21 protein-coding genes are annotated in these 20,291 nt (G+C 33.4%); 16 read left to right on the top strand and 5 right to left on the bottom strand.

Going from position 1 to position 20,291, the window contains the following annotated elements; translation table 11 throughout:
• A partial coding sequence (locus ACWG42_RS04555; RefSeq protein WP_455790399.1) for a UPF0236 family transposase-like protein occupies positions 1 to 585 on the top strand: 585 nt, incomplete at its 5' end.
• A gap of 94 nt (positions 586 to 679) precedes the next feature.
• Here the strand turns inward: ACWG42_RS04555 and ACWG42_RS04550 are convergent.
• The 4 genes from ACWG42_RS04550 to ACWG42_RS04535 form a co-directional block, all read right to left on the bottom strand.
• Positions 680 to 1,252, bottom strand: a complete 573-nt coding sequence (locus tag ACWG42_RS04550; RefSeq protein ID WP_455790398.1) for a DUF3800 domain-containing protein — start codon at positions 1,250 to 1,252, stop codon at positions 680 to 682.
• Positions 1,253 to 1,502: 250 nt separating this feature from the next.
• Positions 1,503 to 2,966 carry a M81 family metallopeptidase gene (locus ACWG42_RS04545; RefSeq protein WP_455790397.1) on the bottom strand — a complete coding sequence of 488 codons (1,464 nt, stop codon included), beginning with the start codon at positions 2,964 to 2,966 and terminating at the stop codon, positions 1,503 to 1,505.
• Positions 2,967 to 2,970: 4 nt separating this feature from the next.
• Positions 2,971 to 3,900, bottom strand: coding sequence for a dipeptidase (locus ACWG42_RS04540; protein ID WP_455790395.1), 930 nt, complete (start codon positions 3,898 to 3,900; stop codon positions 2,971 to 2,973).
• Between the two features lies 1 nt (position 3,901).
• A complete protein-coding gene (locus tag ACWG42_RS04535; protein ID WP_455790393.1) occupies positions 3,902 to 5,665 on the bottom strand; it encodes a M3 family oligoendopeptidase in 1,764 nt (587 codons plus the stop codon).
• A 207-nt stretch (positions 5,666 to 5,872) separates the two neighbouring features.
• On the opposite strand from ACWG42_RS04535, the gene ACWG42_RS04530 reads away from it, so the two are divergent.
• From ACWG42_RS04530 to ACWG42_RS04490, 9 genes are all read left to right on the top strand, one after another.
• Positions 5,873 to 6,202 carry a PTS lactose/cellobiose transporter subunit IIA gene (locus ACWG42_RS04530; protein WP_455790391.1) on the top strand — a complete coding sequence of 110 codons (330 nt, stop codon included), beginning with the start codon at positions 5,873 to 5,875 and terminating at the stop codon, positions 6,200 to 6,202.
• A 17-nt stretch (positions 6,203 to 6,219) separates the two neighbouring features.
• Positions 6,220 to 6,540 carry a PTS sugar transporter subunit IIB gene (locus ACWG42_RS04525; protein WP_455790390.1) on the top strand — a complete coding sequence of 107 codons (321 nt, stop codon included), beginning with the start codon at positions 6,220 to 6,222 and terminating at the stop codon, positions 6,538 to 6,540.
• A 137-nt stretch (positions 6,541 to 6,677) separates the two neighbouring features.
• A complete protein-coding gene (locus ACWG42_RS04520) occupies positions 6,678 to 8,597 on the top strand; it encodes a BglG family transcription antiterminator (RefSeq protein WP_455790388.1) in 1,920 nt (639 codons plus the stop codon).
• Positions 8,598 to 8,609: 12 nt separating this feature from the next.
• Positions 8,610 to 9,233 carry an RDD family protein gene (locus tag ACWG42_RS04515; protein ID WP_455790386.1) on the top strand — a complete coding sequence of 208 codons (624 nt, stop codon included), beginning with the start codon at positions 8,610 to 8,612 and terminating at the stop codon, positions 9,231 to 9,233.
• A gap of 92 nt (positions 9,234 to 9,325) precedes the next feature.
• Entirely contained in the window at positions 9,326 to 9,655 is a 330-nt protein-coding gene (locus ACWG42_RS04510) for a PTS lactose/cellobiose transporter subunit IIA (RefSeq protein ID WP_455790384.1), read from the top strand.
• A gap of 83 nt (positions 9,656 to 9,738) precedes the next feature.
• Positions 9,739 to 10,074, top strand: coding sequence for a PTS sugar transporter subunit IIB (locus ACWG42_RS04505; RefSeq protein ID WP_455790382.1), 336 nt, complete (start codon positions 9,739 to 9,741; stop codon positions 10,072 to 10,074).
• Between the two features lie 27 nt (positions 10,075 to 10,101).
• Positions 10,102 to 11,484 carry a PTS sugar transporter subunit IIC gene (locus tag ACWG42_RS04500; protein ID WP_455790381.1) on the top strand — a complete coding sequence of 461 codons (1,383 nt, stop codon included), beginning with the start codon at positions 10,102 to 10,104 and terminating at the stop codon, positions 11,482 to 11,484.
• A 23-nt stretch (positions 11,485 to 11,507) separates the two neighbouring features.
• Entirely contained in the window at positions 11,508 to 12,029 is a 522-nt protein-coding gene (locus tag ACWG42_RS04495) for a GrdB-related putative oxidoreductase (protein ID WP_455790380.1), read from the top strand.
• A gap of 114 nt (positions 12,030 to 12,143) precedes the next feature.
• The gene (locus tag ACWG42_RS04490) at positions 12,144 to 13,238 is read left to right on the top strand and encodes a DUF871 domain-containing protein (RefSeq protein WP_455790378.1); all 1,095 of its coding nucleotides are present in this window, start codon (positions 12,144 to 12,146) and stop codon (positions 13,236 to 13,238) included.
• Between the two features lie 60 nt (positions 13,239 to 13,298).
• Here ACWG42_RS04490 and ACWG42_RS04485 read toward each other — a convergent pair whose 3' ends face one another.
• On the bottom strand, positions 13,299 to 13,709 hold the full coding sequence (locus ACWG42_RS04485) for a hypothetical protein (RefSeq protein WP_455790377.1): 411 nt from the start codon (positions 13,707 to 13,709) through the stop codon (positions 13,299 to 13,301).
• A 578-nt stretch (positions 13,710 to 14,287) separates the two neighbouring features.
• On the opposite strand from ACWG42_RS04485, the gene ACWG42_RS04480 reads away from it, so the two are divergent.
• From ACWG42_RS04480 to ACWG42_RS04455, 6 genes are all read left to right on the top strand, one after another.
• Complete coding sequence (locus tag ACWG42_RS04480; protein ID WP_455790376.1) at positions 14,288 to 14,785, top strand: hypothetical protein; 498 nt, start codon at positions 14,288 to 14,290, stop codon at positions 14,783 to 14,785.
• Positions 14,778 to 15,293, top strand: a complete 516-nt coding sequence (locus ACWG42_RS04475) for a hypothetical protein (RefSeq protein WP_455790375.1) — start codon at positions 14,778 to 14,780, stop codon at positions 15,291 to 15,293. Before ACWG42_RS04480 ends, ACWG42_RS04475 begins: the two co-directional genes overlap by 8 nt.
• 14 nt (positions 15,294 to 15,307) lie before the next feature.
• Positions 15,308 to 15,931 carry an ATP-binding cassette domain-containing protein gene (locus ACWG42_RS04470; protein ID WP_455790373.1) on the top strand — a complete coding sequence of 208 codons (624 nt, stop codon included), beginning with the start codon at positions 15,308 to 15,310 and terminating at the stop codon, positions 15,929 to 15,931.
• A 588-nt stretch (positions 15,932 to 16,519) separates the two neighbouring features.
• On the top strand, positions 16,520 to 17,746 hold the full coding sequence (locus tag ACWG42_RS04465) for a helix-turn-helix domain-containing protein (protein WP_455790371.1): 1,227 nt from the start codon (positions 16,520 to 16,522) through the stop codon (positions 17,744 to 17,746).
• Positions 17,747 to 18,221: 475 nt separating this feature from the next.
• Positions 18,222 to 19,178 (top strand): N(4)-(beta-N-acetylglucosaminyl)-L-asparaginase, encoded by a 957-nt coding sequence (locus tag ACWG42_RS04460; protein WP_455790369.1) that lies wholly within the window; start codon positions 18,222 to 18,224, stop codon positions 19,176 to 19,178.
• A 1-nt stretch (position 19,179) separates the two neighbouring features.
• Positions 19,180 to 20,289: a Sapep family Mn(2+)-dependent dipeptidase gene (locus ACWG42_RS04455; RefSeq protein ID WP_455790367.1), complete on the top strand. Its 1,110-nt coding sequence runs from the start codon at positions 19,180 to 19,182 to the stop codon at positions 20,287 to 20,289.
• Positions 20,290 to 20,291: the final 2 nt, after the last annotated feature.

Genomic DNA, 20,291 nt, shown 5'->3' with positions numbered 1-20,291 from the left:
GGAGCATCATGGATAAAAGCAGGTAAAGATATTATGAGCACACAAAACACAAAAGCAGATTTCTCATTAGACAAATTTCATTTACATCAATCTTTAACCAGAATCGAAAAAGACAAAGAAATAGGAAATAAATTATTCGAGTATATTGTTCTTGATAATGATAAAAAGTTATTTAGAAAACTTATTGAGGTCTTAATAAGCGAATCACCACATCGTGAAGAAAGTATCCGTAAAGAGGCACAGTATATATCAAATAACTGGACAGCCATACAATCCGCACACTTCAATATCTCTATGGGATGTAGTATGGAAAGCGCAATCTCTCATTACTTAGCCTCAGCATTTACAAGTGTGCCAAAAGGGTATGGAAAATCAAACCTTTCAAAATATGTAAGTAACAGAGAACATCAGGTTAATAACGTAGACTTATCCAAGTTGTATATCCAGTCTCTTGATTATGAAAAAGAAAATGACAAGATTATAATAAAGGATTCTTTGGACTTTTCTATATTCGAACATAATACACAAAGACAAGGCAAAGCATCTACATCAAATTATATAAAAGGATTCATGGCAAGACATTGAAAGGCTGCTCGCTACGCTCACAACCTTTCAATATAAGATTTAATTTTATATGGTAATAATTCCACACTTACTTGACACTAACATATTAAAAAAGTCAAACTTCAAGAATGTTATCTGCTATAAATTTATAAAAATCATTTTCTACATTTGTCTTATACATACGTATAACACTGCAAATTTTATCAATGAATTGTATACCTGCTTCTAAGCGTGAATCTTGTTTTTTAATTGATATTACATGCTTACGAAGTTTGATAGTATCAATTATTTTTTGTTCAAAATTATTTTTATTAAAGGAATCAAAAATAATATCAATACCCTTGCTTGTTTTTGAGACTATATTATCGAGCAATAAGATATATTGTTTTTCTTTTGTTTCCTGATTCATCCTATTTCCATTCTTGTTGTACATTGAAAAAATGATTTTATAGTTTAATTGATTAATTTGCTTAAGCATTAGAATTTTTATTTTCTGATATTTATTATCCAAATAAACAGATTTGAACTCAATGAATATTTTTTCTTTCTCTCGTTTAGATAAAGGAATATTCTTAACCTTCTTTTTAAATTGCTTGTAGATTTTATCCGTCTTATCTTTAGAATCCGTCAATATTCCTGCAACGATAAAGTAATCATCACATTCTGTTTCGTCTACATATAGTATCATTATCATCCCTCTTTAAAATGTATTATATAATATTTCAAGTATGATTTGTATCTAATTCTACCTTTTATGCATTATCCTGTTATGAGATTTTTCCTATATGCATAATGACCCTCCTAAGTAGAGAGTGAATTGAGCTCTAACCTTGTAAATTTGAATGATTTCGCAAAGCTATATGTAGCTTTCATATTCCTTTGAATAGAATGTTATAAAAAGTTATCTCATGAAAAAAGCTGTGCATTTGCACAACTTTTTATAACATATCCTCTAATTCATAGTCATCATATGGCCACATTGGACGATAAATTTGTTTGAACTCTAATAGTTCACTTCTTTGGTATGTAGGTCCTTGCGTAAGTGCCATCATACATAAATCGCCATATGCATCAAACTCAGCAGATATATATCCTTGTTTAACCACAACGACATCATAATCTTCTAATGTGATTCCACAGCGAGCATATTGTTGTGGTTCATAAAATTGAATTGCATCGTTCAATATTACAACGCTGACTGGCGCATGATCAAATTGCACTGTGATTGCAGTTCCCATATCTTTTTTATGTTCATAACCTTCATCGGGTAAGCCTTTGGCAATGATTACCCCTTCTACATCTACTGCTTTACATAGATCATTAAAATCCATACCAACATGCAGAGAAACATGTTCTCCGACTTCTTTTCCATAGAGTTCTTTGAAGGCATTATGATCGACAATACCACTTATCAGATAACGTTTGTTATTTGTATCTTTTAATTTTAAAATCTGTTGTAGGATAAAGGTATTAAAACCATCTCCTCCAGAGCCAACATTATCTCCAGAATCAGTGACAAACACTGTGCCACCAGTATGAGCAACAGCTTTCTTTAGTACTTCCTCAGGGAGACCAGTATTTCCATGGTAATGAAACTCGTGACGTTTAGAATATGCAAAGGCACGTATTTGATCAGCAACTTCTTCCGCATATGCACGATATTTTTCACGTTGTGGAACAACGACTACAGAACATCCTAGCTTGTCACCATCATGACGTAAATATCCAATATGGAAAGAAGCGCTTAGAATGCGTTCATCTTTTTCAGCGTCATCACACATCTTGTTGATGGATAGCATAGGTTCATCAAGAGAAACACTTTTTTCTCCTCCAATAATAATTGGAACTTTACGATAAACAGGGTGCATATTTCTTCTGTTCTTTAATAAATCCACGAACTTCTCTGCGACAAATGCAAATGTTTCTAGTGCGTCGGTATGTGGAGAGTGTCGATAACATCGAAGAATGTTCACATTGTCTACGAGTTCTTGTGATAAGTTTCCATGCGGATCCATCACGAGTGCGATAGGCATGTGAGGGCCAATGATCTTTCGAATATCTCTTAAGAAGGCATGTTCTGCTGAACCTCCTTCAAGTCCAATGACTTTACTTGCACCATGTAAGAATAAATAGATTCCATCTATTTCATGCATATGTGCTTTTACTTCCGTAAGTAAACGTGAGCGAATGAATTCAAAGGCATCATATGTCACAAGACCATGAGGATGTCCACGTGCTATAATACTAGGAATTAACTCAATTCCAGCATCTTCAAATACGTTACGACAAGACACATGTTGAATTGCTTCTTCTCCAAACTTAAAAACAAATTTATCAAATGTCATAAGACTGCGAGAATGTTCATTAGATTCTGAACTAAAATAACCAAATAGTACTTTCATATATTTATTTCCCTTCTTCGTTTTCGTAAATCAGGTAACTTTCCATATAGCGATTTGCATTTCCAAAGCAAATCGTCTCTACTTCCTCTTGTGAATAGCCATGCTCTAACAGTTGATTTGCTAAGTTTTGAATATGTGCTACACTATCCAATCCTTTTACCATACAAGTAGGATCATCCATATAATCCATGAAATCAAATCCCAATGCGATAAGTTGGGTTCCAAAGCGTTCTTTTATATAATCTATGATTTTGATGAATTCTTTTAGCGTTTGTTTGGATTCATCTCTTGTCACAAACCAACGAACAGGAAGAGCACCTAGGATACCACCATGTTCTTGTAAAACTTGAATTTGAGGATCGCTTAGATTTCGATAATGATTGAACAATCCTTTTACATTGCTGTGGGTTGCTAGGATCGGTGTTGTAGAAATGCGTTGTATATCATAGAAGTTCCACTCACAACAATGACTGACATCGATTGCCATATGTACTTCATTCATTGCTTCAATACATTCTATACCCAAATCACTAAGTGGCATGTTTCCACTTTTTGCTCCACAAGCAAGTGCGTTATGGTCATTCCAACAAAGAGATGCCATGCGTACATTATGTTGATATAACCACTGTATTTTTTCTCTTACTTGATCACGTATTCCACACATTCCCTCCAGTGCAATAAAGATACGAATATCTTTATCGTAACCAAAGGAATAGTGTTTACTTCGCTCTATGGATGCATTTACATATAAGACTTGCTCCATCATATCTTGCCATGTTTCGCTAGAAGAGAAACAACAAACAATTGCAGTTGTATCAATCCCACCTTGTTTCATTTTAGGATAATGATAATCGTCTAGACGATTGGGTTGTTCTATACGATGTTCAAAAATATCACTACCTATATCATCATGTAAATTAAAGAACTTTATCATGTTATTGTCCCTTCGCAAGTTCTAAGAACATATCCATTTGTTTTGTAATAGATGCTAAGGAAGTTTCCCAGAATTCAGGTTTACTTAAATCAATACCAGCAATGCGTGCACAATCTTCTACTGTATTGGTAGTAGAAGCTTTTAATAATGCGCGATATTTTGGAAGGAAGGCTTCTTTTTCTTGTTCATACATCGCATACAATCCTCTAGAGAACAATGCTCCAAAAGTATATGGGAAGTTATAGAAGGCAATATCTGGTATATAGTAATGAACTTTTGTGATCCAACGGAATGGGTGTAACCATTCTGGGTCCAAGCCATTACCAAAGCATTTCTTTTCTGCATCCAACATCAATTCTTGTAAATCAGATGCGAATAGAAACTTACTTTCACATTGATCAAATACAGCTTTCTCAAAGGTATAACGTGTTGTAATATCACATATATTTTGACAAAGAGCGGATAGTTGTGTATCAATCAAGAATAACTTATTCTTTTCATCTGCATCTTGAATCAAGGCATTGTACATGATGTTTTCATTAAAAGTAGAGGCTGTTTCCGCAAGTGGCATACAGTATTCTCTATTTAGTGGACGTTCATCTTCTACCATCATTCCATGATAAGCATGACCCAATTCATGAGCCACCGTAATGACATCGCTTAATGTATCTCCATAATTGGTAATGATTCTACTCTGTTTGATCCAAGCTAGATTTTCACAGAACGCACCACTTTGTTTACCGGCATGGGATGGGTAGTCCATCCAATGTTCATCCATTGCACGTTTTGTCATATCATATAAATCACTTGAGAATGTTTTGAAATGTTTTAAAATATAACGTTCACAATCTTCCATAGAGAAACTCATTGTACTCTCTCCAATAGTTGCGTAAATATCATACCAAGGAAGACCATTCTCATACCCTAACATACTTGCTTTCGTACGTAGGTATTCATGGAATTTCGGTAAGTATTTATCCACTGCAGCATACATTGCATCAAGGGTTTCTTTTTTCATAAATGAATCTTGAAGCATTTTATCTAAAGGATCTTGATATCCTTGTAAGCGCGCTTCCATAAGTTGGTGACGCTTGATGTTGTTTACAGAAAAAGCCAAGGGTTCTTTGATGGATTCATATGCTTTCATCTCACAGATAAAGGCTTCTTTACGCTCTTGTTTACGAGTGGAATGACATAGGTTTTTTACTTGTGTTAAGGTCATTGTTTTACCAAGACACTCTGTAGTAACATTGGATGTTAAATGATAATACATATCACTGAATGCTTTTACGCTTGTTTGTGAAACACTTGCTAAAAGTCCCTCTTCTTCTTTGCTAAGGGCATGGGATGCTTTGTCTTTAAGCGCATGAAGCATAAAGCTATATTCTTTTAAAGTATCATCTTGTTCAATGTAGCAATCTATGTTATCAATGTGTGCTAAGTACTCTTTTATTTGAGAACGATACATGGAAAAGGAAGAAATTCTAGAATTGATCATATTTAAATAACCAAGTGTAGAAGTATCGCTTGTATCTACGGATTGACGTAGAACTGTATACATACGCAAACGATACGATAAGTCGCATTCTTTCTCCAGAAGAGCAATGCTTTGTTTGATTGTTTGAGCAACGCTTTGTGTGTTAAGTGTAGTGGTAAATGTTTCCAGTTCATCATGTAGTGCATGGAGTTGTTTCATATCTTCTTTAAATTTAGGGTCCTCGTATCCTTTATATAAAGCATCTAAAGACCATTCATATGTGTTCATTGTTAGACCTTCTTTCTTATATTTATATTATAAGGGAATGGGTTTGAAAAAGGATGGTAGATGACTTTCCTAACGACTTAGGAAGTATGCGCAATGCTTCATAATCAATTTCCTAATCATTAGGAAACTGTGTTAAAAGTATTTTCTTTTGATGACTAGTATAATAAAGGTGCGTGATAAAGATCACTTAAGAGGAGGGTATGAGTAATGGAAGGTTTGGAATTGCAATGCTTTCAGATAATCTCAGCTGTTGGAATGGCTCGCTCCAGCTATATAGAAGCAATACAGGAAGCAAAGAAAGCAAATTTTGAAAAAGCTAGAGAAATGATTGAAGAAGGGGAAAAAAGTTTCCTTCAAGGACACGAAGCTCATGCGAAAATGATTCAACAAGAAGCAAGCGGTGAAAAGGTTGAAACTTGTTTGCTTTTGGTTCATGCAGAAGATCAATTGATGAGTGCAGAAGGTTTTAAAATTATTGCGAGTGAATTGATTCAAAGCTATGAGAGAATTACGGCTCTTGAAAATAAGCTGAAATAAAGAGAAAGGAGAAACGTATGAAGAAAATTTATTTATTTTGTAGCGCTGGTATGTCTACGAGTATGTTAGCACAAGAAATGCAGAATGTAGCAAATGCTCATGATCTTCCTTTAGAAGTAAAAGCATATTCTCATTCAAAGATTGGTGATATCGTAGAACAATTACATCCAGATTGCATCTTACTCGGACCTCAAGTAAAGTATTTGTTTGAAGAAACAAACAAACGCTTTGGAGAGGAAGTTCCAGTAGCTGTTATTGATGCTGCAGATTATGGTATGATGAACGGTGAAAAAGTACTTAAAACAGCAATTAAATTGATTAAAACATTTAAAAAATAAGGTGATCATTCATCTATAGGGAAGGTGCATTAGCACCTTTTCTTTTGTCTTTTTGGCTATTTCCTAACTGCTAGGAAATTGGATTCAATACAAAGGAAATCTTTTATTTTATAATAGGTTTGGAAGAAGGTGCTGCAATGGGATTACATAAACGTCAGGAAAAAATCATTGCTATGATGAATGATATGAACACATGGATCACAGGAAAAGAACTTAGTAAGCTTTTAAATGTAAGTGATCGAACCATTCGTTCTGATATTGACACCATTAATCATACCTATGCTTCAGAACTGATTGAAAGTCATCTTCGTTATGGCTATCATTTGAATCAAAATGTATTTCGTACTTTGGATATTGAAATACAAGAGGCAATCCCTCAGACTCCTCAAGAGCGTTGTGTATACATCATACAAGAATTGCTCTTCCAACGAAATGAATTAAATATCATTGATTTACAAAACCTCGTATATGTTTCTGGATATTCCATTTATAACGATATCAAACGCATTAAGAAGATGATGGAACCATATGAGGATTTACAACTCATTCGAAGCAAGAACTACCTTCGATTAGAAGGGAGTGAATCCAGTAAACGTAGGTTGTATAAAGAACTCTTAGCGGCAGAAACAAAAGGGAACTTCTTAAATATGAATAAATTAGCTTCGCTATATAAAGAATTTGATTTATTGGAAGTAAAAGAGATTTTAGAAGATACCATCAAAAAATATAATTTCCATATACGTGAAATGGCAATGCCTATGTTAATGATGCATATTGGAATTGCGATAGAGCGAATCATTCATCACAATATCATAGATACAGAACGTAATACACCAGAATTAAAGAAGAGTGTAGAGTACTTGATAGCGGAAGAATTCTTTCGTAAAACGGCTGGAAAAATCCGTATTGAATTAGCGGAAGATGAAATTGTGAGATTAGCATTATTGCTATTGGGAAAAAGAAGCAGTGAGTACACGGGAGATCAAATCAAGATTGATAATGTAGATTATCGAGTGAATGACATCGTGGACGGCTTACTGGAAGAAATCAATCGTTTCTTTGATATTGATTTTCGTAAAGATGCAGATTTGCGAGTTGGTTTACAAATGCATATGCAATCCTTAATTGAACGCCAATTAAAGCATGTGGAAGTAAACAATGTATACCTACAAGAAATCAAGAAGAAATATCCCCTTGTATTTGAAATGGGTATTAAGGCAGGAAAGTATTTAGAAGAAAAGATGAATTTGGTCATTGATGAAAATGAAATTGGGTTTATGGCTCTTCATTTGGGAACTGCTTATGATCGAACTTCTTTATCTGGTAAATATCGAGTACTCATGATTTATCCAGATGATCAAGCGCTAAGTAAATTATGTGCTCAAAAGGTAGAAAATCGTTTCTCTGAACGTTTAGATATTGTGGAGCATATGAGTTTCTTTGAAGAGGGACAAGTGGAGACATTACAACCTGATTTGATACTAACAACCCTTCCACTACAACACAATTTAGATATCCATACGGTACAAATATCTTTGTTTGTGAACTTCGATGATGAGAGTAAAATTTTTAGAGCTTTGAACGATATGGATAAAATAAAGAGCAAAAAAGATTTTGAAGATATGATTGTACACTTAATCAAACCACAATTCTTCTACGTAGATTCTACGATAGAAGATCCACAGGAAATGATTCGTTTTATGTGTGATGAGTTGGAAGAAGAAGGATATGCGCCTGTAGAGTTTAAGGAAAGCGTGTTGTTAAGAGAAAGTATGTCTTCGACATCCTTTACGTATGGCTTTGCCATTCCTCATGCATTGAATGTGGCATCCAATCATTCTGCTTTATCTGTTGCGATTTTGAAGAATCCAATCAAGTGGGGAGAATTTGATGTACAACTTGTCATATTGTTGGCAATTGAAGATGAAAATCGTAAGTTGTTACGCGTATTCTTTGATTGGTTGAGTTCGGTAGTAAGTAATTCAAGTAAATTTGCGGCTTTATTAGAAACACGAAATCATGAAGAATTTATCAAACGGATTCTCGATGAATCTTAAAGGAGAGAAATTATGAGTTTATTTTTTAGAATATATACAATTTTTGATCACAGTGCGTGTTCTGTATCCAATAGTAGACGATTTATGGCATATATTATAGATTGGTTTTTAGGTAGTCTTTGTACGATGTTGCCAATGTGTATGTTGTGGATGTATTGGACAAAGAATGTAGAAACTATGGGGGATGCGAATGTATTATATATTGCAGGACAAATTGGAAATACAGAAGCATACATAGCAGGTGCATTATCGATTCTATTTGCTTTGTTCTACTATGTATACATTCCATGGAAGGTATTTCCGGGACAAACACCAGGGAAGAGAGCAATGAACTTTAAAATTGTTGGACTTAATGACCATGAGGTGACATTAAAACAATTGCTGATTCGTCAAGTTTTTGGCATCATTCTATTGGAAGGCGCACTTTATAGTGTAAGCGGGATTATTTATTCCGTATTAACACTTGCGACAAATATCAATATCTTAACAATTACGAAATTTATTGGTGTTGGACTTGGAATCTTTAGTGCCTTTTTAGTTATGAAAATGGAAAGCCATCGTATGTTGCATGATTATATAGCAAAAACAAAGGTGATTGAACACGTTGTCGAGCAACGTGAGGATGAACGTATTTAATGGAGAATACTTTCCTAGAAATAGGGAAGCAATTGTAAACAATAGGAAATTAGTCGGGCTATAATGCTAACGATAGGAAAAGGAGGATTATTATGGAAGGATTAGAATTGCAGTGCTTTCAGATTATTTCAAACGTGGGTATGGCAAGAAGTACATATATTGAAGCTATACAGGAAGCAAAAAAAGGAAACTTTGAGGCAGCAAATGAAATGATTAAAAGCGGCGAAGAATTCTTTAATAAGGGGCATAGTGCCCATGCAGGATTGATTCAACAAGAAGCAGGGGGAACACCAGTTACAACTTCCTTACTGTTGGTGCATGCAGAAGATCAACTCATGAGTGCAGAAGCCTTCAAAATTATTGCGGTGGAAATGATCGATACTTATAAGCGTATAAGTGCCTTGGAAAAGGCTTCATTGTAAGTTTCCTAGATTTAGGAAAACGCTTCAAAAAAAGCATTTGTGATTCTGTTTATAATTTGAATGTATGGTAAAGGAGTGATTGTATGAAGAAAATTTATTTGTTCTGTAGTGCTGGAATGTCTACTAGTATGCTAGCGAGTAGTATGCAATCCGCAGCGGATCAAAGGAGCCTTCCTATCGAGGTGAATGCGTATCCACTAAATCAGATGAGTGATATTATCTATTTCGATCATCCTGACTGTATCTTGTTAGGACCTCAATCAAAATACATGTATGAAGAAGTCATTTCACAATATGGTGAACAGGGAATTCCCATTGGCGTGATTGATACAGAGGCATACGGTATGATGAATGGAGAAAAGGTTTTGACTACTGCGATTCTTATGATTAAGAATCAATTAGCAAATGGAAATCACTAGAATTAAAAAAGAAAGAAGGAGAAAAACATGTTTTCAAAATTAGAAAAAGTCTTAATGCCGTTAGCAGAAGCTATCGGAAGAAACAAGTATCTGATTGCGGTACGTGATGGTTTCTTAGTTTCAACGCCATTGCTTATTGTTGGTTCTATCTTCCTGTTGATTGGGAACTTTCCAATTCCAGCATGGACAGAATGGTTAGAAGCAACAAAAATCGGAACTACTACACTATCTGCATTGGTTGGTAAACCAGCAGACGCAACATTTACGATCATGGCAGTATTCGCTACTATGGGTATTGGATATTCCTTTGCCAAACAAATTAAAACTACACCAATCTTTGGGGCGGCTGTAACTTTAATGGCTTGGTATTTATTGATGCCTTATGAATTAACTGGAAGTGTACGTGCATTATTCGATGCAAACGGTGCGGAAGTTGTTGCGGAAGGTATGCAAGCTACAGTAGGTGGTATCAGTACTGGATGGATTGGCGCAAAGGGTATCTTCATTGGTATTGCTTGTGCATTCTCAGCTGTTCATATCTATGCTTGGGTAGAACGTAAGGGTTGGATCATTCGTATGCCTGCTGGAGTTCCTCCAACAGTTGTACAATCTTTTGCGGCTTTAATTCCTGCAGCTGTAGTTATGAGTATATTCTTTTTAATCAATTTAGGATTTGCGGCATGTAGTACAGATGCATTTACCTTTATCTTTACATTCTTACAGACTCCTTTATTGGGATTAGGAGATACGCTAGGTGCGATGGTAATTGCATATATCTTCTTACACCTATTCTGGTTCTTTGGAGTAAATGGTGGTTCCGTAGTTGGGGCAGTATTCAATCCAATTCTTCAAACCTTAAGTTTAGCTAACATTGAAGCTTATAAAGCTGGAAAAGAAATTCCACATATTATCTGTCAACAATTCCAAGATTTATTTGCGACATTTGGTGGATGTGGATCTACCTTATCATTATTGATTGCAATGTTATTCTTCTGTAAATCAAAACGTATTACAGAGTTAGGAAAACTTGCAATTGTACCAGGTATCTTTGGTATCAATGAACCAATTGTATTTGGTTTACCAATCGTATTAAATCCAACAATCATCATTCCATTTATGTTAGTTCCAACCGTAAATATTGTGATTTCTTATGTTGCGATGAATACTGGCTTAGTTCCATTATGTAATGGTATTAACATTCCTTGGACAACTCCTCCAATTATCTCTGGGTTCTTAGCAACCAACTGGGTAGGTGCATTGTTGCAGGCAGGATTACTTGTTCTAGGAGTTCTTATCTACATGCCATTTATTAAGATAATGGATAAACAGTATTTAAGAGATGAAGAAAATGCAGTTGCTCATGGAGAAGATGATATTAGCTTAGATGATTTATCATTCGATGATCTATAGATAGAACAAACGGGAGGTCCTATATGAAAATAATTATGATTTATGATCAGATTCAGGCTGGAGCAGGTACGAAGGATGATCGCATGATCCCACTTGCGGCAAAAAAAGAACCTGTTGGTCCTGCTGTTATGATGGAACCCTTTCTAAAAGCGGTTGATGGACATGTAGTTGCTTGTCTATACTGTGGAAATGGAACATACATGGCAGATACAGAAGAAGTTACTCGAAAATTAGTGGCGATGATCAACAAACTTCAACCAGATGTAGTCATGTGTGGACCTGCCTTTAATTATGCAGAGTATGCAAGTATGGCTGCCCATGTTGCATTGTCCATTCAGACACAAACAAATGTTTCTGCTTTTGCGGCAATGAGCGAGGAAAATGAGCAGACCATTGCGGAATACAAAAATCAAATATGTATTGTGAAGACACCAAAAAAAGGTGGCACAGGATTGAATGAAGCATTAAAAAACATGTGTACGCTAGCAAAAGCAATGCATGAAAAACAAGATACAAGTACATTACAACAAGAAATTTGTTTTTAAGAGAGCGAGATGGTCATCCATCTCGTTTTCTATATTCCTAACATTAGGAAATAAAGTATAGAAGTTTCTCTATTTTTTTGCGTATAATAAAGGTATCAACTAGGAGGGCATTGTATGCATAAGTTAGGAATTAGTTTATACCCAGAGCATTCCACAGCAGAAAAAGATCAAGCCTATATGGAAGTAGCCGCCAAATATGGTTTTACTAGAATCTTTACTTGTTTATTATCAGTTAAAAAATCAAAAGAAGAAATCATAGAAGAGTTTTCAGATTTTATGAAGCGTGCACATGCATTAGGGTTTGAAGTAGCTGTCGATACCAATCCAGAAGTATTCAAACATTTAGGAGCGACCCCTTTGGATTTGAAAGTGTTCCATGATATGCAAGTAGATATCATTCGCTTGGATGGACATTTCGATGATTTCTTAGATCGTGCTATTACACACAATGAATATCAAATAAAGATAGAATTTAACGGAAGCGCTGATTCTACTCTTGATTACTTATTGAAACATGGGGCAGATCCGCATAATGTGATTGTTTGTCATAACTTTTATCCAGAACGATACAGCGGTATCAGTTGGAAATTGTTTATGAAGTTAAATGAAAAATGGAAGAGTTTAGGCTTACGTACTGCAGCCTTTGTATCTAGCAATGAAGCAAATACATTTGGGCCTTGGCCTGTATCCGCAGGTTTACCAACGGTTGAAGTTCACCGTAAAAAACCGATTGATGTTCAAGTACGTCATATGTTGGCTTGTGAATTGATCGATGATATTTTAATTGGGAACACATATGCTAGTGAAGATGAATTGAAAGCAATGTCGAATGTAGATTTAAGTAAGACAACCATTAAGATCCAACTTGAAGAAGGAATTAGTGAGATTGAGAGAAAAGCATTATTCAATTATCCACATACTGGTCGTCAAGATGCTAGTGATTATTATATTCGTAGCTCATTGCCACGTTTCTTCTTTAAAGAAGAACCTATTCCTGCACGCTCTTGTGAACAAAAGATGTTTCATCGTGGAGATGTCGTTGTAGTCAACGATAACTTAATGCATTATCGTGGAGAAGTGGAAATTATTTTGATGGATATTGAAAATGATGGAGAACGAAACTTAGTTGCTCATATTTGTGAAGATGAGCACATGATTCTAGAAGAAATGGAAAAACATCCAGAACATATGTTTGGTATCATAAAATAAAAAACGCGTTACGCGTTTTTTATTTTATGATGAAATATCCTTGTGCGGCATTAATGAATATTATTTACTGATATAGTCAGCAGAGAAGTCCAATACAACATCATTATTGTTTCCCCATTCAATGGAATGACTACGAACTGAAGCATATGTATAATACCCATTAACTGCAGAGGTGCCTGGATGAACAAGTTTAAATTCATTTATCCCAATCCAACTTGATCTTCCAGCTCCTTCAGAATTAACCAATCTCGCATCATTTGATAGAGCTGCTGTTCTTCTTGTACAATAAATGGAAGCTGAGCTATCAGACGATGTCTTTGCATTTGGCTTGTTATAATTGGTTTTTGTACTTCCTCCACCTGGGATGTTAATGAATTGCACTCCTGTTGTCCATGATCTTGCCATAAGTGTATCGGTGATACCAAACATAAAAGCAAGAACAAAAAGCATACCAAATAATTTTTTCTTCATAATATTACCTTTGCTTATATTAAGCACCTTTCTGATTCAATGGTACCATATTAAATAAAAAATATATGTAAAATATGTGATGAAACAAGAGAATAAAATCAGTGAAATTATGTGTTTCATTAGCTTTTTTTTAGTAAATGTTTCACATATTTGTGATTTACTTTACATAAGATGCTTGATATAATAAAAAAAAGGGGGATTTAATTATGATTGTTTCTTATTTCAAAAACATTAGAAAAGACAAAATAATTTTTTTAATAATTTCAATTATATTAACCGTACTAGCTTTCTTTTATATTTCTAATGCAGAAGGCTATTTTGAGATGTCAAGTTATTTAAAGGAAACAAATGAGTTGTTTACATCAACCTTTTCGATAGAATGCTTTTATTATATGCAAACTACTTCACTAACAATATGGTTGCCTTTCATTTTTTATATAGCTCTTACAAACCTACATACGGCGGATACAACCTCCTATAAGGATACAAAGTTTTCGTATGTGTGTAAAACAAGGATAGGGTATAGAAAATACAATAACTCTAATATTATCATAAACTCTATTGTTTCTTTTCTATACATGTTGCTAATTCAAATCGTTCTTTTGATACTTGTATATATATTCATAGCACCATTTGATTTATCCTTAGTTGAAAAAACTAACTATAGCAATTATGCAAATGTTTTCTCACATGATTATCTGTTGAATCTTATCATCTATATTACTGCAACATCTCTTGGTTTTACAGTTTTTTCAAATTTGTTGTTCGCAATTTGTAAATTTATAAAGAATATTTATGTAATAAGAGGTTTTGGTGTGATATTCTCTGTTTTATTGACAGCAATTCCTGCGATAATTTTTGTAACATTATATAGAAAATTGAACTTAGAATATCTATTGGATGTTGGTAGTCTTTTGTTTTTGCCAAATCTACTGAATCCAGGAATACAATTATTAAACGGACATTTACTATTCAATTCGGCATACCTTTCTTTTATTCTTCCTTGTTTCTTTTATTTGGTGATTACCATTATAGTACTCCATATAGCCAATAAGAGAGAATATACTTATGATTAAAGTACTAAAGAATTATTTTACTTTAAGTCGCATTCTTATATTGCTTGTGTTATTTGCATTAACACCAATCGCAACTTATGGTATTGATAATATGGTAGGATTGTTTATATCTTCAAACTATATTACCACTGTATTGAATGTTGCGTATATCATATATGCATATTCTAGAACATGTCTTATGGAAGGTATCTCAACGAATATTATACAAAGAGTTAAAATAGAGAAATATTATAAATTGAATGTTCAGTTATCTATTTTAAGCTTACTAGTTTTTTGTACTTTGTTATATGGAAGTGCTTTAATGTTTTTTGAGGTTCCAAGAGGATATGAAAGTCTTATAATCACTTTTATTATATTGAATACGATTGTCTATATAATTGAAGAAGTGATTATCTTAATGCAAATAGGGTGTAAGCGAAATATATTATACATAATACTTCCATTGATGATTAATTTTGTTTTTCGATATGCAATTATAGTTCCATGGGCAGATAAGTTTTTTAACTAACGAGGAGATCAATTATGAAAAAAGAAATAATTAATATAAAAGGTTTATCAAAAAAGTTTTATTCGAATTGCGTTTTAAATGATTTGAATTTCACTGCAACGTATGGCGAACTTATTTATGTATATGGTGTGAATGGGTGTGGTAAGTCAACGTTATTTAAACTTATAAGTGATATCATAAAATCCGATAAAGGTGAAATTACATTTGATAATGATGCTGAGATAGGCGCGCTTATTGAAAATCCAGGCTTTTTAGAGAATGAATCCATAAAGGTAAATCTTAAATTTTTAGCAGATTTTAAAGGGAACTATAATGAAGATAAGATAAATGCTATGTGTAAGGCATTTCATTTAGATTTTCATAACAAAACAAAAATAGCAAAATATTCAGTCGGCATGAGGCAGAAGGTTGGAATTATTCAAGCATTTATGGAAAATCAAAATTTAATCTTACTTGATGAACCTACTAGAGGATTAGATCAAGATAGTATTGAACAGTTCTATAAACTTGTTCAAGATGCAAAAAGAGAAAAAAAGTGTGTTATTATTGCTGCTCATGACGAGTTAAATGGGCTTGAATTTGATTGTAGATATGAGCTTAAGAACGGAAAGTTAGTAAAAGATGAAGAGTATATTTAGAAATTATTTATTTCAATCTATTTTGCTAATAGTTATATTTAGTTTCACAATATCACTTTATATAGATTTTAATCCAACTCTATATTTAATTCTAAAGTATAGAGCAAGTGAAAGAATGTTCTATTTGTTGATAATTATCATAAATATCGCATTCTATCTTTTCTTACTAAGTAATTTTTTAGTAAGGTACTTACAAGTTAATTCTTTTATAATCAATCGAATTGGAAAGAAAAAATACATCATATACATGATAAAAAAGATGGTTTTATCCATTGTTGTGATGGTAATTATGAACATAGTTGTTGATTATGTTCTTTATCAAATGATTGACTTACTAGATATTGTTATTAATTTCATAATTTGCATCTTGATGATTCCCATATTCCTTTTTGACAAATTTAAAAAGTACAATTATGTAATTGGAATCATTATCATGCTTCTTAGCAGATTTATATTGTATACAATTTTTTAATTCTGATTGAAGCAAGTGCATAGTAACGGACTATATATTTATTTTGAAATATTATGAATATAGTATAGAATTGCTTCGTCAGCAGAATAAAAGGGAGCTTTTATAGGGTGGAAAATATGGATGAGTTAGAATATATTGGTAATTTTATTAAATTACATAGAGAAATGCTGGATTTAAATGTTAATCAACTTGCATATAAATGTAAGTATAGTCGTTCTTATATTAGTTTAATAGAGAAGGGCAAAATTCATAAATCGGAGAAATTGGAATATGCATTGGACATTATTTTTACACAATTAAAATTGAATTACCAAGAATTTAAAAACAAGAGTATATTATATCGCGAAAAAATAAATAATTTTATTTTAGCGATTTTGGATGATGTAAAAGATGAAGGTGATAGACTTTTTAGCGATTTATTAGAAAAAGAAAGCCTTATTTTATCTTATGATTTTTCTCCAAGGTATTGGTTAGGCAAGTTTGTATACTTTATAAGCAGAAACATCACAAGCGATTTGGAACAGATAGTAAGAACGTTGCAAGAGAACGTTGACATTTATAATCAATTTGATAAGAATGTGCTTTATACATATCTTGGTATTTACTATAGAAACAAAGGGAATACAATCGCAAGTGATAAATATTTATGCAAAGCATTGAAATTAGGTCGGTTTGAAAAGATTTCAGGAATAACACATTATCAATATGCAATAACATTAACACTTGAGCATAGATTGATTCTTGCATATACTAATATTCATAAAGCAAATCGGTGCTTTTATGAAGAAAAGAATTTTAATAGATTAATGTATTCAATAGTGCAGGAAGCAATTATTTTTAGACAAGGCAAAGAGTATGAAAAAGCTAGAGAATTATTGAATGAGTTATTATTTAATTCTCAAGTTACAGAAGAAATATCTATTTTTATTAAGAGCCAAATCGCACAAATAAGTGTTGATATGAAAGATTATAGAGAAGCATTACATATTTATGACTCTTTAGTGCAATTAAATGATGATTCCAAATTCAAAAAATTGTATTCATACTATCAACTTTCTAATGAAACTGATTTTTGTGATTATTATGAAACTATTAAATATGAGATGAATGATGAAATCCTTAAGCAACAAATAGACATATTATGGTCAAATTTCCATCATAATACTAATGATGAAGATTATATTGAAATACTCTTGAATAATCTGCAATCATTGAAAGATAACGAAAAGATTGAACGCAAGATATTTGTTATTGATGAAATCATAGACTTTTATACGTCTAGAGGGAAATATAAGTACGCAAACAAGTATTTGCTCATGAAAATGGACGTTTTATGCTTGTAAAGTCCATCATACAAAACTGTAACTATAGAAATTAAACATTCATTAGACATAGTTTTTTATAAATATATATATATTTCATTTTGTAATAAATATAATTTTTTATACGATAGTTTGTAAAAAGAGTAGGATGAGAGGAAATAGCAAACTTTTAAACTCATTTCCTAGAGGTAGGGAATGAGTTTAATCGCTTCATTGATAAAAGGTACTATCATATGGAAAAACATCCAGAACATATTTTTGGGTTTATAGAATAATGCGAAAATGCACCCCTTACATCGATATAAGAGGTGCATTTTCTTTTACATATAAAGTAAAATAGTAAGAAAATATATGTTTATTTCCATGATTTATGAACTTTGTAAAAGATTAAAATGAGTTTCCTAAGTTTTAGGAAGTGAACTTAGTAAAGAAGTGTTAAAATGGTATTATAATAGAGGGGAATAAAAGCTGAAAATAAAGCGAGAGGAGAATGATTATGTGGGGTATTATAGCAACTTGGAGAATGGCAGTAGAAGGAATTAGCAAAGCTGGTGAAATGCTTGAAAACGATGGTATCAGCGGAGATGCAATCGAAGTCGCAATCAAAGAGGTAGAAGATTTCCCATATTATAAATCCGTAGGATATGGTGGACTTCCAAATGAAGAAATGGAAGTAGAATTAGATGCGGCATATATGGATGGGACAACACTTGATATAGGAGCTGTTGCGGCAATCAAAGATTTCGCAAATCCAATTAGTATTGCACGCCGTTTAAGTAAAGAAAAAGTAAATAACTTATTGGTTGGTGAGGGCGCAGAGAAATTTGCACATAAAGAAGGTTTTGAGCGTAAGAACATGTTGAGTGATCGTGCGAAGATTCACTACAAAAATCGTGTAAAAGAAGTGCAAGAATTAGAGATTAAACCATATAGTGGACATGATACAGTAGGTATGGTATGTTTAGATAATCATGGTGATATGACAGCGGCGACTTCAACATCAGGATTGTTTATGAAGAAGAAGGGTAGAGTTGGAGATTCTCCAATTTCTGGTTCTGGATTCTATGTGGATAGTTTGGTTGGTGGAGCAAGTGCTACTGGTTTAGGAGAAGATCTAATGAAAGGATGTATCTCCTATGAAATCGTGCGCTTGATGAAAGAAGGGAAACATCCACAAGAGGCTTGTGATATTGCGGTTGCTCAATTGGATGAAGAATTAACAAGACGTCGTGGTAAGGCAGGAGATTTATCGTTGATTGCGATGAACAACAAAGGAGAATGGGGTGTATCTACAAACATTGAAGGATTCTCTTTCGCAGTCGCAACACAAACACAAAAACCAATTGTTTATTTAACAAAGAATGTAAATGGAAAATGTATACATGAAGAAGCTAGCAAAGAATGGTTAGATAACTACATGAAGACAAGAATGGCACCACTTAGCGAGAAGTAATATGAAAGAGCAGATACTAGCAGAAATTGATAAAATTTCTGAAGAGATGATACAAGGAATATTAGAAGTTGTAAAAATTGACAGTGTAAAAAGTGAACCATGTGTAGATGCACCATTTGGAAAAGGAATCAAAGAAGCGTTAGATAAAGCGTTAGAGATTTCTCAAAGACTTGGTTTTGAAACAGAGAACGTAGACAACTATGTGGGATATGCAAAATATGGGGAAAGTGAAGACTACGTTGGAGTTATGGGACACTTGGATGTAGTCGAAGTAGGTGTTGGTTGGACACATCCACCATTTAGTGGATATACAGATGAACATGGACGTATTTATTCACGTGGGATACTAGATAACAAAGGGCCTATTATGAGTTGTTTATATGCACTCTATGCTTTGAAACGATTACAACTACCGTTGTCAAAACAGATTCGTATCATGTTTGGTACGGATGAAGAAAGTGGTTTTGAAGATTTAACGTACTATCTTAAAAAAGAAAAGCCACCTATCATGGGATGGACACCAGATTGTAAGTATCCTGTGGTATATGGAGAAAGAGGACGTGCTAATTTTCGTATAAGTGCGACCAAAGAATACTTAGGTGAATTCTTCTCTGTGGTAACAACCTATTTCCTAGAAAGCGCACCAAATGGCAATCGTTTAGGTATTGATTATCACGATGAAGAATACGGAGAAATGCAGATGCGAGGGTATCACTTGCAAAGTCATCTAGAAGAAGTGGAATTCAAGTTTACATTAAGCTATCCTGCTTGTTGTACACTTGAAGAAATACAAGCACAAATACAATCGAAAATGGGTGAACATTGTACATTAGAATTGATTCATAACTATGATCCTGTTCGCTTTGAAAAAGATTGTTTTATGGTACAAGCATTACAAGCAGCCTATGAAGAAGTTAGTGGAATGGATGGAACACCTGTTACTACAACAGGAGGTACTTATGCAAAAGCAATGCCAAACATTGTACCATTTGGTCCAAGTTTCCCAGGACAAAAGGGAATTGGACACAATCCAGATGAATGGATGGATATCAAAGATATTATTATGAACGCGAAAATATATGCGTTAAGCTTATATAACTTAGCAAAATAGAA

The organism is Amedibacillus sp. YH-ame10 (assembly GCF_053848885.1).
This window is presented reverse-complemented; position numbering and strand designations above follow the sequence as displayed.

Bases quoted from the DNA above. Each gene is read 5' to 3' on its own strand.
- ACWG42_RS04520 (WP_455790388.1), top strand. From the start codon at position 6,678: ATGGGATTACATAAACGTCAGGAAAAAATCATTGCTATGATGAATGAT.
- ACWG42_RS04460 (WP_455790369.1), top strand. From the start codon at position 18,222: ATGTGGGGTATTATAGCAACTTGGAGAATGGCAGTAGAAGGAATTAGC.
- ACWG42_RS04485 (WP_455790377.1), bottom strand. From the start codon at position 13,709: ATGAAGAAAAAATTATTTGGTATGCTTTTTGTTCTTGCTTTTATGTTT.
- ACWG42_RS04500 (WP_455790381.1), top strand. From the start codon at position 10,102: ATGTTTTCAAAATTAGAAAAAGTCTTAATGCCGTTAGCAGAAGCTATC.
- ACWG42_RS04475 (WP_455790375.1), top strand. From the start codon at position 14,778: ATGATTAAAGTACTAAAGAATTATTTTACTTTAAGTCGCATTCTTATA.
- ACWG42_RS04530 (WP_455790391.1), top strand. From the start codon at position 5,873: ATGGAAGGTTTGGAATTGCAATGCTTTCAGATAATCTCAGCTGTTGGA.
- ACWG42_RS04480 (WP_455790376.1), top strand. From the start codon at position 14,288: ATGTTGCTAATTCAAATCGTTCTTTTGATACTTGTATATATATTCATA.
- ACWG42_RS04455 (WP_455790367.1), top strand. From the start codon at position 19,180: ATGAAAGAGCAGATACTAGCAGAAATTGATAAAATTTCTGAAGAGATG.
- ACWG42_RS04545 (WP_455790397.1), bottom strand. From the start codon at position 2,966: ATGAAAGTACTATTTGGTTATTTTAGTTCAGAATCTAATGAACATTCT.
- ACWG42_RS04535 (WP_455790393.1), bottom strand. From the start codon at position 5,665: ATGAACACATATGAATGGTCTTTAGATGCTTTATATAAAGGATACGAG.
- ACWG42_RS04550 (WP_455790398.1), bottom strand. From the start codon at position 1,252: ATGATACTATATGTAGACGAAACAGAATGTGATGATTACTTTATCGTT.
- ACWG42_RS04470 (WP_455790373.1), top strand. From the start codon at position 15,308: ATGAAAAAAGAAATAATTAATATAAAAGGTTTATCAAAAAAGTTTTAT.
- ACWG42_RS04510 (WP_455790384.1), top strand. From the start codon at position 9,326: ATGGAAGGATTAGAATTGCAGTGCTTTCAGATTATTTCAAACGTGGGT.
- ACWG42_RS04505 (WP_455790382.1), top strand. From the start codon at position 9,739: ATGAAGAAAATTTATTTGTTCTGTAGTGCTGGAATGTCTACTAGTATG.
- ACWG42_RS04490 (WP_455790378.1), top strand. From the start codon at position 12,144: ATGCATAAGTTAGGAATTAGTTTATACCCAGAGCATTCCACAGCAGAA.
- ACWG42_RS04540 (WP_455790395.1), bottom strand. From the start codon at position 3,900: ATGATAAAGTTCTTTAATTTACATGATGATATAGGTAGTGATATTTTT.
- ACWG42_RS04525 (WP_455790390.1), top strand. From the start codon at position 6,220: ATGAAGAAAATTTATTTATTTTGTAGCGCTGGTATGTCTACGAGTATG.
- ACWG42_RS04465 (WP_455790371.1), top strand. From the start codon at position 16,520: ATGGATGAGTTAGAATATATTGGTAATTTTATTAAATTACATAGAGAA.
- ACWG42_RS04515 (WP_455790386.1), top strand. From the start codon at position 8,610: ATGAGTTTATTTTTTAGAATATATACAATTTTTGATCACAGTGCGTGT.
- ACWG42_RS04495 (WP_455790380.1), top strand. From the start codon at position 11,508: ATGAAAATAATTATGATTTATGATCAGATTCAGGCTGGAGCAGGTACG.